The organism is Marinobacter sp. (assembly GCF_052091845.1).
Classification (GTDB): Bacteria; Pseudomonadota; Gammaproteobacteria; order Pseudomonadales; family Oleiphilaceae; genus Marinobacter.
In genome coordinates, this window is the sequence record NZ_JBQDCO010000009.1 from 25611 (window position 1) to 41920 (window position 16310).

The 16310-nt window shown below is 52.9% G+C and carries 9 protein-coding genes; 5 read left to right on the plus strand and 4 right to left on the minus strand.

Annotation, left to right across the window (positions count from 1 at the left end; translation table 11 throughout):
- Window positions 1–91: 91 nt before the first annotated feature.
- From ACTHYN_RS04680 to ACTHYN_RS04700, 5 genes are all read left to right on the plus strand, one after another.
- Window positions 92–3238: a hypothetical protein gene (locus ACTHYN_RS04680; protein WP_441811333.1), complete on the plus strand. Its 3147-nt coding sequence runs from the start codon at window positions 92–94 to the stop codon at window positions 3236–3238.
- 320 nt (window positions 3239–3558) lie between these two features.
- Entirely contained in the window at window positions 3559–4479 is a 921-nt protein-coding gene (locus tag ACTHYN_RS04685) for a cytochrome-c peroxidase (protein WP_441811334.1), read from the plus strand.
- A gap of 96 nt (window positions 4480–4575) precedes the next feature.
- Window positions 4576–7779, plus strand: a complete 3204-nt coding sequence (locus ACTHYN_RS04690; protein ID WP_441811335.1) for a hypothetical protein — start codon at window positions 4576–4578, stop codon at window positions 7777–7779.
- The gene (locus ACTHYN_RS04695; RefSeq protein ID WP_441811336.1) at window positions 7769–8905 is read left to right on the plus strand and encodes a cytochrome-c peroxidase; all 1137 of its coding nucleotides are present in this window, start codon (window positions 7769–7771) and stop codon (window positions 8903–8905) included. The genes ACTHYN_RS04690 and ACTHYN_RS04695 overlap by 11 nt, the downstream gene beginning before the upstream one ends.
- Window positions 8906–9056: 151 nt before the next feature.
- The gene (locus ACTHYN_RS04700; protein WP_441811337.1) at window positions 9057–11498 is read left to right on the plus strand and encodes a hypothetical protein; all 2442 of its coding nucleotides are present in this window, start codon (window positions 9057–9059) and stop codon (window positions 11496–11498) included.
- Window positions 11499–11564: 66 nt separating this feature from the next.
- Here ACTHYN_RS04700 and ACTHYN_RS04705 read toward each other — a convergent pair whose 3' ends face one another.
- From ACTHYN_RS04705 to ACTHYN_RS04720, 4 genes are all read right to left on the minus strand, one after another.
- Window positions 11565–13190: a phytoene desaturase family protein gene (locus tag ACTHYN_RS04705; RefSeq protein WP_441810288.1), complete on the minus strand. Its 1626-nt coding sequence runs from the start codon at window positions 13188–13190 to the stop codon at window positions 11565–11567.
- Entirely contained in the window at window positions 13187–13807 is a 621-nt protein-coding gene (locus ACTHYN_RS04710) for a TetR/AcrR family transcriptional regulator (RefSeq protein ID WP_441811338.1), read from the minus strand. Before ACTHYN_RS04710 ends, ACTHYN_RS04705 begins: the two co-directional genes overlap by 4 nt.
- A 161-nt stretch (window positions 13808–13968) precedes the next feature.
- Entirely contained in the window at window positions 13969–15666 is a 1698-nt protein-coding gene (locus ACTHYN_RS04715; RefSeq protein ID WP_441808158.1) for an AMP-binding protein, read from the minus strand.
- 65 nt (window positions 15667–15731) lie between these two features.
- Complete coding sequence (locus ACTHYN_RS04720) at window positions 15732–16310, minus strand: peroxidase-related enzyme (RefSeq protein ID WP_441808157.1); 579 nt, start codon at window positions 16308–16310, stop codon at window positions 15732–15734.

A 16310-nucleotide genomic window follows, 5' to 3' on the forward strand; every position in this document is an offset into this window, starting at 1 on the left:
AGCATCTAGCTCGCAGATGAAATTTCTTGTTATAAGAGTGTAAATAAGTATCATTAGCATTTGCTTGTGATTTACATCTGGAGGTTAGTTCATGATCCAACGCACTATGGATTGGTTGCAGTTCTTTGGAGCTCGGAAAGCTGCTTTGGTATTGGCAGGGAGTCTTACCATTGCGGGCTGTGGTGGCAGTTCCGGAGGAGATTCATCATCGGCTGACCCAGCCTCAGGAAACGTGGCATTTAGTGGGGTTGTTACCGATCCAGCCATTGTCGGATCTTCGGTGCGTCTGGTTAACAGCGAAGGCGAGGTGCTGAGTCGGCTCGCTCAGACAGGAATTAATGGTGAGTTCCAACTCGAGCTTGACGCTGAGCAGGCGGAAGAGGTTGCAGGGATTTTGGCGACTGGCGGCAAAGACAGCGTAACCGGGCTGGACTTCAGTGGGTTGGCTTTAACCGCGCCGATAGATGGTGCCGGCGACTCCTTGGTAGTGTCGCCATTAACAACCTTGCTTGGCAGCAAGGGAGAGCAGGAGCTGGCGCAGATTCTGGGGTTGTCTGAAGCCGAGATCAAAGGCGACCCAGCTGCATCGGTGAATGCTCAGCGTGCAAGCATGTTGTTGTCAGAGTTGATGGTTGCCTTGCGAGGAGTTGAAGATGCCAACGACCTTATTGCTGATGCTCTTGCGGCGGCTGGCACAGATACAACCGGTGGAGCGAATTTCATTGCTGCTGCTGAGAGGTTGGAGGCCAGTGAGTTAACCACGGGTTCTGTGGATCTGGCTTTGCAATCACTGGCTAAGCGAGTTGCTGCCTTGAATTTACTGATAACAGATCCGCAAGCAACTCCGAAAGACACCGTTGAGGCATTTAACCGCATCAACCTTCGTGAAGGCGTCGAGCAGTATTTTATTTTCAATCTGGGGCTGTCAGAAACTGAACAGCTCGCCAGTAATGCCGATAACGTGGCCGATGCAATCTGGGGCGCCATTGGAAAGCGGGGTGTTCCAGCCGAGAGTTCCGCATTGCTGAATATGGTCCGTTTCGTGTTGCTTGATAACAATGTTGCCGTCACTGAGTTGGCTGCCGGGAGTGTGGCTTTGCCTACGGCCATTGGCGCCGATGGTGTGCTGCTTCAACTGGCGAACCGTAACTATGTGGACGTTACCCAGCCCCTGGCTTCCGGTGAAGAGCTGGGTGACGATAATGCTGCCCGCGTTGACTATTTTTTCCGCTCCGATGCATCTCCATATTTTCGTGCTCTTCAGCTTTTTGAAGGTGTTTATGATGATGCATTACTGGATCCGATATATGGCGTTGCGGCGGCGGGGCAGGCTTCGGCCGGCTTGATTGACGAGGCGGAGCTGACGGTTTCGGCTTCAGTTTTTGGTGCGGTTGAGCGTGCTTTGGCTTATCGCTCTATCGGACTGGCGTTGCTTGATCAGGGAGACAGTAGTGCCGCTGGTGATTACCTCAAGAGATCCCGGGATATCTATGTGAGCTACCTTGAGGCCAAAAGCGATCCTTCTGGCCCGCTGGAGCTTGATGGTGATGACGCTGCGTATTTCCAGCAACTCAGCGATGACTTTCTTGAAGCGGGCGATGAAGCTGAATCGAACGCCTCGTTTGACCGGATATCTACATACCTGACCGCTCAGCAGGGAACTTATTCCACGGCTTATGCACGCCTGGTTTACGCCATGAAGCGCAACATGGAAGAGCTGTTCGAAGCCGAGTCTGATCGCGTTGTAACTGCAAATCGTGCTTTTCGCGAAGCGGTCTACGGGCTGGGTTCCAATGGAACGACGCGCAACTGTAACTCTGTTAGAAATAGCCTGCTGGCTGATGTTGCGGATTTCGCCGTCCGTTTAAACGACACGGTGGCAGTTAGTGAAGCGCTGGGAGCCTTCAGCCAAAGCTTTGATAACGCTTGCGATGTGTCATGGTCTTCTCGTATTTCTGAACGTTTTGCGTACAGCTTTGGCTATCTGGAACGTGCCGACGAATTCCGTCAGTTGGTTGAGCAAAAGGTTCTACCAGAAAGCGAGCAGTATGCAAGCTCCGCACTGGCGGCGCTGTATCTATACGATGCGTTGGCTAAAGTTGAGGAGGGTGATCTGGAAGGTGCCATCAATGTGATTGTTGCAAGCACGACCGATATAGAGGATCAGCTGCAGGCACTGACTTACGACGACATTATTGATCGCAACTATCTCGCTGGCACACTTTACGCCCGTGGAGAGAAAGACAAGGCAAGGCAGGTGTTGGACTTTGCGTACGATTTATCCATATCTAACGAATTCTACAATCAAACATCGCCTACTACATTCACCGCGAATGGCTGTGCGGAAATGTCACTGCGTTATCAGCAGTGGGAAAGCGATGAACTGGCGCAGGAGAAGATGAGGCTTTGTAAGGACGAAGTCACGGGCAGGGATAACCAGCAATCCACGAATGACCAATTTCTTGTTCGTGCGGTACTGATACCCAAGTACCAGCGGGTGGGTCTTGTTGATGAAACCCTGGAGTTGGTGCAGAGCTACAACGACCTGATCCCGATTCTGCAGACGCCCTCTGATCGTTTGGCAAAAACTCTGGTGGCTGGCGAATTTTTTGCTTCGGCAGGATCTTCTGAAAAAGCTGAGCAGAATCTGACGAGCACCTGGGATCTGGCTAAAGACCTGGTAAATGCGTCGACTACAGATGAAGAGCTTGTCGATGCCGTCGAGAGCTGGGTAAACGTCAGCAAATATCATGCAGACGTTGCCGACATCATTCGTGAAAACCTTCGTGGTGAAAATGCTGTTCTGACCCGCAGTGTGGCGGATCTTCGAGCCAGCGCAATTGCTGAGCTTACGTCGGGTGAGGGTATTCAGTCATCTATTGGTCAGCTTAATTCACCGGAGGACCGGGAAGATCTCTACAGTGATGTGGTGAGTCAGTTGGCCCGGGCCCGGGCTTTTGATCAGGCAACTGCAGTTGCACAGAAAGCTGATACCACGCCTGATATTAACAGCCGCCTGAAACTTGTTGCAGAAGAGCTGGTTAGTTATGACGATTTTCCAGGTACTACGGTGATTCGTTTCGACTTTGATCAGGACGGACTTCCGGACTTTTTCAGCCCACAGTCCACAGCTGAGGAGCGGACAACCCTGGGTGTAGCGATGGATTCAGATATTGATGGCGATGGTATTTTCGATACCACGGATATCGCTCCATACGATGCTCTTAATGCTGACTGATATTGAGGGGGCCGGCGGATGTGCCGGCCCCCTCCTCTATATAAAGTCTGGAGATGCTAGCTTTGCCTGATCACGAAGGTCAAATCATTGTTCAGCTATGGAAACAACGTTGTAAGCAGATCGGGATTGCCTTGGTTGCGGGTGTTCTGGGTGGGGGTAGTGCGTTTTCATACGCTGGTGCTGCTGAACCGGAAAGCTGTGAATCCTCCATAGATGCCTTACGCCAATGTTATCAGCAGCCTGTTGCGAACTGGCCTGCTCCGACCCTGGACGTAGAGGAGCACGTTGAGCTGGGGCTTGTGCCCAAGGCACCACCCGCAGTGGGGATTGAAAAACAGCGCCAGGCACTTGGTAAACGTCTTTTCTTCGAGCCTCTCCTGTCTGGCTCGGGTCAGATCTCATGTTCTTCGTGCCACCGGCCTGAGCAAAAATACAGCGATGGCTTGCGTGTCGCCATTGGTCATAACCATCAGAGGGGTACGCGCAATACCCCGGGGTTGTTGAACGTTGGCTTGAAGCAGGCATTTTTTTGGGATGGACGAGCGGTAACGTTAGCGGAACAAGCCGCGGCGTCAATGACTAGCCCGATTGAAATGGCCGCTGATCCGGAACAGGTTGTAGCCCGTTTAGCTGCGCATCCTGAATATCCTGCGTTGTTCGCGGAAATCTATGATGAGCCGCTGAGTTTCGGCCAGATTACAGAATCAATCTCTGCCTGGGTGGGCACGCTGCGGTCACGCCGAAGTTCTTTTGATCAATTTTTAGCGGGCAAGTCCAACGCATTGAGCGATAGCGCTGTTCGCGGGCTACACCTGTTTCGCACGAAAGCTCGGTGCATGAACTGTCATCAGGGGCCACTGCTCAGCGATGATAGATATCATAATTTGGGATTAACCGGATATGGCGGCAAACGTGAAGATTTGGGGCGTTATCTGGTAACCGGCAATCCGGAAGATGTAGGGCGCTTTAAAACGTCGTCGCTTCGGGACATCAGTAGTACCGGCCCGTATTTTCATTGGGGTACTTTTTCTGCGTTGCATAATGTTTTATCGACTTACAATGCTGGTGGCTATCACTTCAAACGCGGTGAGAAATATCGCGATGATCCGCTCTTTCCGTCCACATCAGAACTGCTTCAGCCTTTAGGTTTAACGGATGAGGAGTTCAACCAGCTTGAAACCTTTCTGCACAGCCTGTCATCCGACACCCGAAACGGATTCAGCCTCAAGTCAACGAGATAATAATATAAATAACAATAATAATGATTTGCATTAGGGTGTTCGAGTACGGATAATTACTGCCTTAAAAATCATATCGGTTTCGCTGTCGGAGTTTCTATGTCTCGTTTAAATAAACCCAAGCCCCGTGTTCCGGGGTTGTGGCAGTTAATTGCAATTGTTGTTACCGCTTTATCTTTGGCTGCCTGTGGTGGAGGATCCTCCGGTGGCGACAGCTCCGCAGCCCAGGAGTCATCGTCGGTAGTGTCCGGGGTTGTAACAGACCCGGCCATCGAACAATCTGCAGTACGTCTGGTCGATGTTGACGGCAATGCATTAACCAGCATTGTACGTACCGACGGCGATGGCAGCTTCCGTTTTGAATTGAGCGACCAGCAACTCGGTCAGCTTGCCGCCGTGGTTGCTATCGGCGGACGGGACGTGGAAACCGGTGCCGATTTGCAGGGCGTTACCCTGCGCGCGGATGTCAGCACCAGCGGTGAATTTGTGGTTTCCCCTTTAACCACATTGGCTGCCAACGCCAGTGACAATTTATCCGCACAACAACTTGCCGATTTGCTGAACCTCAGCTCCGCCGAAGAATTGGATGACAACCCTGCTGATAATCCGGACGTTCAGGTTCTGAGCCTGAAACTGACTGAAATCACGAAAGCATTGCGTGACACAGGGCTTGAGTGGGCCGACTTTATCGAAGAATTACAGTTAGCTGACGGTGACTTGACCGGCGCATTCAATGGTCTGGCAGCGGCTAACACCGAACGTCCGCTGCTGGCGGTTGTTGCTGGGCGCCTTGGAGCACTTGATACAGCGCTGGTGAACCCTGAGCCGGGTGTTGGAACCGTGCAGCTCTGGAACCGCCTTCAGTTTGAAAGTGGCCTGGCGCGCTTTTATCGTGAATCTTTGAGTGTTGTCGAATCTCCGGAAACTACCGAGGCTATCGCCCGCATCGCGCAGGCGGTATGGGAAGCGAATGGGCGTAAAGGTGTCGACCCCGATAGCCCGGGAATTGATAACCTGGCGCGCTATCTGATCAGCATTTATGGGCTTGATAGCGATAGCTTGACGCAAGATCTGGTGGTGCCTGATGAGGTGGTAACAGATGACCTTGTCGCTTTTGTGGCGAGCATCGATTTTATTGATCATGAGTTACCCCTAGCACAGGAAGAGCTACTGAACGACGACAATGAAACCAAAGCCCAGTACTTTCTGAGTTCTGATCTGTCGCCTTTCTACAAAGCGGAAACCCTGTTCACCGGGTTATACGATGACGCTATTACAGATCCTGTCTACGCCCAGATTGCTGTCGGTCTTGCCGCCGCCGGGCTGGACGAACGCGCCGAGTTGATTGCCTTGAGCAAAATCTTTCAGCCCAGTGAGCGGGCCGATGCCTTCCGGAAAATAGGAAAGGCATTTTTTGATAGTGGTAATACAGAAAAAGGCTCCCATTACCTGGACCTGGCTGCTGATATCTATCTTTCCGGAAACGGAGTCCTTGCGCAAAAAGGCGTTGAAAACCTGAGTTTTGACGATACCCGGTTTCTGCAGAACCTGAGTACTAACTACGGTCAGGCAGGGCTGAATCAGAAAGCTATAGAGGTTTTAGAGCCAGTGGAGTCATTCAGAGATCAGTTTGGAGGCTCTGGTGCTGCCTGGTCAGGTAACTACTCTAATCTGACCTATGCATTGCTTGAACAGGCAATTAATCTCGTGGAACAGGCAGAGGCAGAAGGTCTTGTTGGTTCGTCTGTTCAGCAGGCCCTCGACTACACGAATCTGGCTGCATCCTGGATTGATAACATGCCTGTTCAGCCGGGCCCGATTACTTGTGCCGCCCTTCAGACCCAGTACACAAGCCGTTATGTCGACTTGTACAGTCGCCTTGGAGAAAACACCAAGGCATTGGCGGGAATTGAAAAATTCGAACCACTGCTCAGTGTCGCATGTAATGGGTTTGCACGATTCTACGTGGGTACAGCAGCAGCTCCCTATGTGCGCCTGGGTCTGATTGACCGATACGAGACTCTGCTCACTGAAAAAGTTGAAGGTCAGCCATTTGGCGCGGACGCAGTGACTGCTGCACGGCTGGAACTTGCTGTGTTCAAAGCGGTCGATGCGGCCAGGACTGGTAACGCGAGTAGTGCTATTGAGGTGATGACAGCGCAGGTTCCAGACGTTCTGGATCGCGTGTACCACATGGTCTATCAGATTCGGGGCCTTTCTTTCCAGGGGACAACACTCGTCGCCCAGCTGCTGGAGGCAGATTTGCCTGCAGCAGCAGAAGCCGCGGCCGAAAACGCCTGGTCCCTTGCGGTAAGCGATGATTTTATTGCCAGCACGTCCACTCCAAAGCAACTGGTTGCTGAAAGCTGTGCCGCTGCTGCGAGAGCAACAGCGACAACCGGTAGAGAGGCACTGGCGCTTGAGCGCATGAACGTATGTGCCAACACGGCAGCCGCACGCTATGGCGACGGTGCGGCCACTCAAGACCGAATTGACGCTGATATTGCCGTAGCCAATGGGTATGTTGCGCTGGGTGAATACCCTGAAACACAGATTAATCGTGCCAAGGGTCTGGTGGCTTCGATTACTGAATCCGACGACCAGCTTGAACTCTATCGCGAACTGGTGGTTTTGCAGAGTAACGCAGGACGTCCCGGTGAGGCGATTGAGACTCTGGATACCCTTTCTTTGCCAGTCCTGAACACCATGATGGCAAGTGCAGATAGCGTTGATGCCGCAAACACTCTGGCCAAAGAGTTGGAAGATGTGGCTGCTGACTATGCCGATATTGCGACTGCCACACGCAAGTTGCTGGCGACCTGGGGTACCTGGAATCCGGAAAACGCCGCCTATATACAGCAAGCAAGAGCCCGTGTAGCTGATATGGCAAAAGGAAACGCCAGTTCGCCTCTGGTATTTGGTGGTGCTCTGGAGGTTTTCGAGCTATTGGATGATAACAATCGCGTTCTGCGCAGTAAGGAGCTGGTTGTTACCTTGGCTGAGGGCCGTCATTACGAACTGGCTGAAAGCATCTCACGTACGTCGACTTATACGACGGCTGATCGCAATGCGATGCTGTCGAGCATTGCTGAAAAACTGCCGGCTCAGGACGACTACCCTGGAACGGACATGGCCCGTTTTGATTTCGACGGCGATAGCAACGCCGACTTTTTTGACCCGCAAAGTTCAACCGAAGAACAGGCCGCTGCTCCATTTGAAGTTGATGATGATATTGATGGCGACGGGACCAACAACAGTCTGGACGAAACCCCGTACTGCGCCATCTGTATAAATGCGGCTTAGCAGATTTGTGCTGTTCCTGCTGCTTTTGGCGGGAACAGCATCGGCTGCAACAGAATCGGTGCAAGGTGCCACAGACTTGCGAGCGAAATATTCGGCACCTCAGGAGCAGTGGCCGGCCCCGGTATTGGCTCCGGGCAACCGGATCGAGCCATTGGCGGCCTTACCCGAAAGGGTGAGAGACACCGATGGTGCGAAAAGCAGGAGTAGCGCCTTAAGAAAGGCGCGTCAGGAACTGGGAGAGTTGTTGTTTTTTGACCCAATTCTATCCGGCTCCGGCCAGCATGCGTGCGCCTCCTGCCACGATCCGGATCTTGGGTGGGCCGATGGTCGCCGTTTCTCATTTGGTCACAACCGCCAACTGGGCCAGCTGAATTCGCCAACGATTCTGAATGCAGGTTATCTGAAAGAGCTGTTCTGGGATGGCCGGGCTGTTTCGTTGGAAGAACAGGCCGCGGCGAGTATTACAAACCCCATTGAAATGGCGGGTGATCCGCCGAAGATTATCGGTCGGCTTCAGGATATTGGTGCTTATGATCAACTTTTTGAGAGGGCTTTCGGTGACCCGAGGCTGGACTTTGACCGGGTAACGATCGCCATTGCGGAGTTTGTGCGCCAGCGCACCACCACTGCCACACGCTTTGATCGTTTCATGCGCGGCGAGCGAAGCGCACTCAACGATCAGGAACTTCAAGGTTTGCACCTCTTCCGCACCAAAGGCCGTTGCATGAACTGCCACAACGGCCCGCTACTTACTGATGGTAAATACCACCATCTGGGGACTGCTTTTTATGAAGTCGGCAATTTTACTGGCCGTTATGCAGTGACGAAAAAAAATCAAGATTTCAGTGCTTTTCGAACCGCGCCCCTGCGTAATGTGGCCGTTACGGCGCCATATATGCATAACGGCCTGCTGGCTGACCTCGATCACGTGCTGGCCTCTTACAACATGGGTTGGTGGCAAAACCAGCCTACCGAGCTGGGCCGCCAGGACCCCCGCTTTGCTCAACTGTCGTCGCTCATACAGCCGTTGAATCTCGACCAGCAAGAGCTCCAGGCATTGAAGGCTTTTCTGCTTACTTTAGGTAATGGCGCGCCTTATACGACGCCCACAGAATTGCCCCGCTGACACTTTTCAGCCCAATGGTTTTTGACTTTCCTTTCAGGTTTAACTCATGACAAACAGGCGTTGTTTAATCAATGGTCCTTCGCGAAAACACTATGTGTCGGGCCGACATTGGATTGTGGCTTCCTTTCTGTCACTTTCAGGTTCTGGGCTAATGGCTGAAGAGCAAGAATCGGTCTCGGTCTCGGCCTCGACCTCCCGCCCTGTTCAGTTACCTGAGTTGTTGATTACCGCGCCGGTGCAGAACCCGGGTGGTACAAGTGAATCCGGTGCTGGTGAATATATTTTTGATCAGAGCTATATAGAGCGATTTGGTAGTGCTGATGGCGGTCTTGAGAACATTTTAAAGTTGGTGCCAAGTATCCAGTTTGGCGAAAGCAGTCAGAGTGTCGAGGGGTTGACCGACCTGCGGCCTGAATCAATATCTATTTCTGGCGGACGCTTTTATGAAAATAACTTTGTACTGGATGGGCTGAGTAACAGTAACCGCCTTGATCCGGCTTCGGACAGCAGCAGCTCTTCTGTCAGTGATATTGGTGGTCATGAGCAGTCGCTGTTCATCGATGCCGATCTTATTGGTGAGCTGAAAGTATACGATAGCAATGTACCCGCGGCTTATGGTGGATTTACCGGCGGCGTGGTGGATGCGACAACCAGGCGTGCTGGTCGCGAGCCGGAAGGCAAGTTGACGGTTAGCGGCACGCGCAGCCAGTGGACTCAATTTCGTACCTTTACCCGGGAGTGGGATCCTGAGGTCGAAACATTACCTCCCACGCCTCCCGAAGAGCCGGACTTCGAGCGATACAGGGCGGCCTTTAGTTATTCTGCACCGCTTAACGATCAGATCGGAATGATAACCAGTGTTAGTCAGGCATACTCTGAAACACCAGATGTCAGTTTGGGTAGTACCCGAAACCGGACGCAAAGCAACCAGAATGTGTTGCTGAAGTTGTCCTCCCAACTCGGAGACGCCGCAATTCTGGACCTTTCGGCGACCTGGTCTCCTTATTCCAGTGACACATTTATTACCGACACCAAGGCCAGTGATTACATGGTCAACGGTGGGGGCTATAACCTTAAAGCCGGTTTCGAATACCTTGGCGAGCAGTTGGAACATAATCTGGACCTGGGTTGGACAAGCAGTGTTAACGAACGGGAGGCACCAAACGGCTACTTCAGTTGGGAAAACACCAGTAGCCGCCAGTGGGGCCGTGAAGCCGATGTTGGCCTGAGCCGTGAAGGTGGTTATGGCGATCTGGATAAAATTCAGAATTCGACCGATCTGGCGTATTCCGTGGCAACCTTGCCGGTTCGTATAGGTCCTATGGAAGTCACCAATGAAGCCGGAATTCAGGCCAGCCACAGTACTTATCGCTTTCGGCGTGATGAGGACCTTGCGATATACAGCAATGCAGTGATCAACACCGATGTGCAGTGTCGGGGAATTACGACGGATTGCGTGCAGAGCGAACAGTATTTTTCCAGTCGCAATATTTATCAGGCCGACGATGTTGAAGTAGCGCTGAATGAGGCTGGGTTCTATGGCGAAACGACACTGGCTTGGCAACGCCTGACAGGAACCCTTGGGCTGCGTTATGACTACAATGATTTTCTTGAGAACCATGATGTTGCATTCCGTACGCGCGCGACATTTGATGTGTTTGATAACGCAAGTACCGTTCTAATCGCGGGGTTTAACCGGTACTACGGCGCAGCGTTGCTCACCTACAAGTTGCGGGAGGCAAGGGCCCCGTTTTATACGGAATACCGCTCTACCGAACAGAACATCGTGACGGATTGGGAGCGAGAAGTAGGCCAGGGCGACTACCGCTATGTGTTTGATGATGTAGACACCCCCTTTAGCGATGAGCAGACTCTGGGCCTGGATCAGGCCCTGTTGGGTGGACGCATGGTGTTGAAAGTGGTGAAACGTGATAACAAGGACGAGTTTGCCAGAACCACCACCGATACTCAGGCAGACGGCTATCGTTATTACATCATGAATAATGAGGGCAGCAGCGAGTACCTCGGGGTTTCCCTGGGCTGGAACGGCGTTTATGGTGACACTATGGTCAGCGTTAGCGGCACCTGGTCTGAAACCAAAACAAACAATGCCGATTACGATGACCCCATAGATAATACCCAGCCAGAAGAATTTGTCTGGTATCAGGGGCAGCGTGTGGCGTACGGCGAACTGGATGTTCTGCGCAGTGATTTTAACCGGCCGGTTGTGATTAACATCGGTGTGTCACACCGTTTCAATAATCAACTCAGTGGAACGATCAATGGCCGCTATCGTGGCGATTATGCTCAGATAATTGATACCGGCCGGGAAGTAGACGGTGAGCTGGTCACCTCTGCCAGTGGTGAGGTTGTCCGTGAGAGCCTGACTGAATACGCTGATGAAGATCGCCCGGACACGTTTCTGTTCGACCTTTCCATGCGCTATACCCAACCAGCGATATACGGCACCTCACTGATTGCCGAAGCTGAACTGCGCAACCTGTTCAACGATCGCGTGCACACCGTTCTTGATGGTGATTCAGGGGTTGAGCCTGGTCGTCAGCTTTGGTTGACTCTCGGGTTGGAGTTTTAATCTTTTAAGCGGTGCGGCCGGGCAGGTTTGATACCTGCCCCGTGCCGCCGGGAATGAGACTGTCTATCATCCGCGAAACATCTTCTTGGCCAACGGCAGCCCCTTAAATCCACTCACCGCCACGGTTGTTAGCAAGCCACCAAGCATGGCGCCGACTACGCCACAGGTCATGATGTCTTGGCCAGTTAGGTACAGGCCAGGAATGCGGGTTTTAGGTTTCAGCCAGTCCAGCTCGAAGCGGTCCGGAGTGTGGTCCAGCCCGTAAATTTCTCCCTCGCTGTAACGGCAGAAGTAGTCCGTGGAAAGAGACGTAGATAACTCGTAGTAATCCACTTTGCCTTCAAGGTGAGGGAACTTCTCGTACAGTTTTGCTAGCAGGCGCTGGGCGAATTCTTCCTTTTTCGCTTCGTACTCTTCGCCGCGTTTGCCCCAGGGTTTGTCGGCCCATTCCTCGTACCACTCAAAGGGACCGGGCGCCACGATCTCAATGGTGGCGCGGCCGGGGTAGCGCTCGGCAAAGCTTGGGTCTTTGGCCGAAGGAAACGAAATATAGGTCAGCGATATGTCGTTGTTCTCCGGGTCTTCTGCAAAGTCTTGCACATGCTTTTCGTAGTCTGTGCCCGGGTAAATCCAGTAGTTAGTTTTCGGTAGGCCCAAATTTTCGGCTGTATCCTGCAATCCTATGTATAGGCAGTTGCTGGCCATGGAGCGCTTAACGGTCGTTAACTTGTCTTGGTAATAGTCCCAGTTGGGCGCGTCTTTCGGCAACAGTTTGTTGAAGGTGTTGAACACCCCGGCGTTGCTAATCACCAGTGGTGAGCGTATCTCTGCGCCATCTGCCATGCGCACACCCACGGCTTTGCCTTTCTCGATCAGGATGCTGGTCACGTCGGCGTAGGTGAACACTTCACCACTGCTTTGCTGAATCACCGGGATGATGGTTTTTGCCATTTCAGACGCACCACCAATCGGGTAGTAGCCGCCATGCAGGTAATGGCGGGCAATCAGCGAGTGGATAATGAAACTGGATTGTGCCGGGGGCAGGCCGTTGTCGCCCCATTGGCCGGTTAGTACCGCAATCAATTCCTGATTGCTGGTAATCCCTTCAAGCACTTCGCGGGTCGGCTTGTTAAGAAATTCCGGGGCCCTGCGTTTGGCAAGCATGTTCAGGGGGCCGAGAGCCAGGTTTGGTAATACTTTACCCAGAACAATGGCCGGCATGGCTTTGGACACCTGGCGCAGATAACTCAGGTAGGTGTCGATAGCCTGTTCTTCTTCCGGGAATACTTTGATCAGTTCCGCACGGAATGCATCCGGGCCGGCAACCAAATCTACGTGCTTGTCGCCCAGAAAAATGCGGTCGTAATTGGCGTCCATGGGCGCCCATTTCAATTGGCCATCGGTGATGTGATCAAACAGTCGCTTACCGAGAGTGTGGTCTGCGCCCATGTCGCCGATATAGTGCACACCTACATCCCACTCATAGCCGTTTCGGTCGTAGCTGTGAGTAAAGCCGCCGGCCGTGTAGTGCTGCTCCAGTACCAGCACCTTCTTGCCCATTTTGCTCATGCAGGCAGCGGCTGTTAAGCCACCAATGCCGGAACCAATAACGATGGCATCGTAGGAGCCGTCCAATCGTTTCTCACGATACCTGCGGCCAACGCGAATGGTGCTGGGTTTTGGGCTGCTCATAGGGTTATGTCCTGTTGTAATTGTTGTGGGTTAGATCGGGAGCCGTCCAGCAGCAAGCTGAGTACGCCCTCGGTTAACGTGGGTTCGGCCTTTTCGCTGGGTAAATGGCCATCGATGGTGAGTTGCGACAGTCCGTGTACTAAAGACCAGGCGGCAGCGGTCATCAAAGAGACAGGCGAAGGTTTGAGGTAACCAAGCTGGCGGGCGCGGGCCACGGTGTCTTCCAGAACCTGAAACGCACCTTTACCCGCAGCATCCAAGCGCGGGTGTGTGCCCATGGGTAATACACGACCGCCAAACATTAGGCGGTACAGGTTGGGCTCTTCCTGAGCAAAGGTGACATACACTAGTCCGATGTTGATCAGTGCCTTGCGAGGCACCTGCTGGTCTACCGCGCGCAGGCGATTGCGCAGGGCTTCGAACCCGCTGATCGCCAATTCAGCCAGCAGCGCATTTCTGTCTGAAAAATGTCGGTATAGGGCTGGCGCGCTGACCCCTAGTTGCTTCGCGAGGGCGCGCAGGCTAATGGCGGCATCGCCATCTGCTCTTAGCGTGTCGAGGGCCAGTTGTTGGGCTTGTAAGGGCAGGTCGCCGTGGTGGTAGGTCGGCTTTTCCATGGCTAGATGGGCTCAATGAATGTTATCGGTGGCAACAATGTTAACCATGATAACATCACGAAACTGCGAGGCAGTCAATCAGATTCTCGAAGGCTTAAACAGAACCCAAAAAAAGCCCCGGGCTCAGCTAATGAGTGCCGGGGTCGCAGGTGCTCAGGCTTTTACTTCAACCCCATTTCCTCAATGGAAATTTCACGCATCTTGAATTTCTGGATCTTGCCGGTAACGGTCATCGGGAACTCGTCCACGAATTTGTAGTTCCGGGGAATCTTGAAGTGGGCAATTTTGCCCTTGCAAAAGGCCATCAAGCCGTCTGCATCAACAGGGTCAGCATCTGGGCGTAGCTTCACCCAGGCAACCAGTTCTTCGCCGTATTTGTCATCGGGAACGCCGGTCACTTGAACCTCTTCGATGGAGGGGTGGGTGTAAAGGAACTCTTCGATTTCTTTCGGGTAAATGTTCTCGCCGCCGCGGATCACCATATCCTTGATGCGGCCAACTATTTGCACATAGCCTTCGTCGTCCATGGTGGCCAGATCACCTGTGTGCATCCAGCCGGCAGCGTCGATGGCCTCCCGAGTCTTTTCTTCGTTGTTCCAGTACTTCAGCATCACGCTGTAGCCACGGGTACACAGCTCACCAATTTCGCCACGAGGCAGCACGTTGCCGGTGCCCGGGTCGACAATTTTGGTTTCCAGATGCGGTTGGGTGCGCCCCACGGTGGTTACTTGCTTCTCGAACGGGTCGAGAGAGCTGGTTTGGGTAGACACTGGGCTGGTTTCGGTCATGCCGTAGGCAATTTGAACCTCTTTCATGTTCATCTTGCCATTGACCTGTTTCATCACCTCCGCCGGGCAAATCGAGCCCGCCATAATGCCGGTGCGCAAAGTGGAGAGGTCGTAGGATTCGAACTCCGGCTCGGCCAACTCTGCGATGAACATGGTGGGCACGCCATACAGCGCCGTCGCTTTTTCCTGGTGAACCGCCTGCAAAACGGCCTTGGGTTCAAACCCCTCCCCAGGGTAGATCATGGTAGAACCGTGGGTGATGCAGCCCAAGTTGCCCATTACCATGCCGAAGCAGTGATACAGCGGCACTGGGATAACCAGGCGGTCTTTTTCAGTCAGTACCTGGCTTTCACCTACAAAAAAACCGTTGTTCAGCAGGTTGTGGTGGGTGAGGGTGGCGCCTTTGGGGCTGCCCGTTGTGCCGGAGGTGAATTGAATATTAATGGGGTCGTCGAACTGAAGCTGGCTCTGAATTTTGTCTACTTCGTCCTGACTGACGTCACTCGCAAAACCGGTGAACTCATCCCAACTCCACATGCCGGCATGTTTTTCAGTATCCAGGTTGATCACCGCACGCAGTTCAGAAAGTCGTTGGGCTTTGAGTTTTCCGGCTGTGCCCGTTTTTATCTCAGGTGCCAAGTCATAGAGAGCTTGACGGTAATTGGATGCCTTAAAACTGTCCGCTGTAACCAACACGCTGATGCCCGACAGGTTCATGGCGTATTCCAGCTCATGCATGCCGTAAGCCGGGTTGATATTGACCAGAATGGCGCCCACTTTAGCAGTGGCAAACTGGGTAACCGTCCACTCATAGCGGTTGGGGGCCCATATACCCACCCGGTCACCGCGTTTAACGCCAGTGGCCAGGAAGGCGCGAGCAGCTTCGTTCACCTTGGCGACGAACTCTTTGTACGTCCAGCGAATGTCCTGGTGCAAACACACCAAGGCTTCGGTGTCGGGATACTTACCAGCAGTGTGGTCAAGCATCTCGCCGATGGTCATGCCCAGCAGTGGTACTTTGGAGGTACCGCTGGTGTAGCTTGGCATGGTCTGATTTAAGGCCTGATTCATTGTTTGCCTCCATTTGTTTTTGTGGTCGAGGTCCAACAGGATTAATAATAGTGTTGCAGAGCCTGTTAGCGACTCTGGCTGTGGTACTCAGGATTTGGCCGCATGTCGCTGGCAATCGCCACGCGGTTAGTCATGTTGTAGAAACCGATTACGTTGCTCAGGTCCCAAATGGCGGTATCGCTGAAACCGGCATCTCTAAGCGCCTGAACCTCGTCTTCAGCAACCGTTTGGGGTGAGCGGGTTAGAAGGGAGGCGAAGTCCATCATGGCGCGCTGGCGCTTATCCAGCTTGGCTGTTCGGTAGTTCATCACCAGGTGCTCACCCAACGCTGGATCGCCACTCATTACTCGTACGGCTGCGCCGTGCGCTACCAGGCAGTAAAAGCATTTGTTTTCTGAAGAAACGACCACGGCAATCATTTCACGCTCAAGCTTGCTGAGCTCGCTCTCACCCATCATCAGTTCGTTATAGAAACGGGTAAAGCCGTCCAACTGCTTCAGGTTCTGGCTGAACACAGTGAGCACATTCGGAACCATACCCAGCTTTTCGATACAGATATCAAAGTACTTTTTGACATCCGCAGGCAGGTCTTCCAAATCGGGGATAGGGAGATCCAGAGCGACCACATCTTTGTTGTTCGTCAT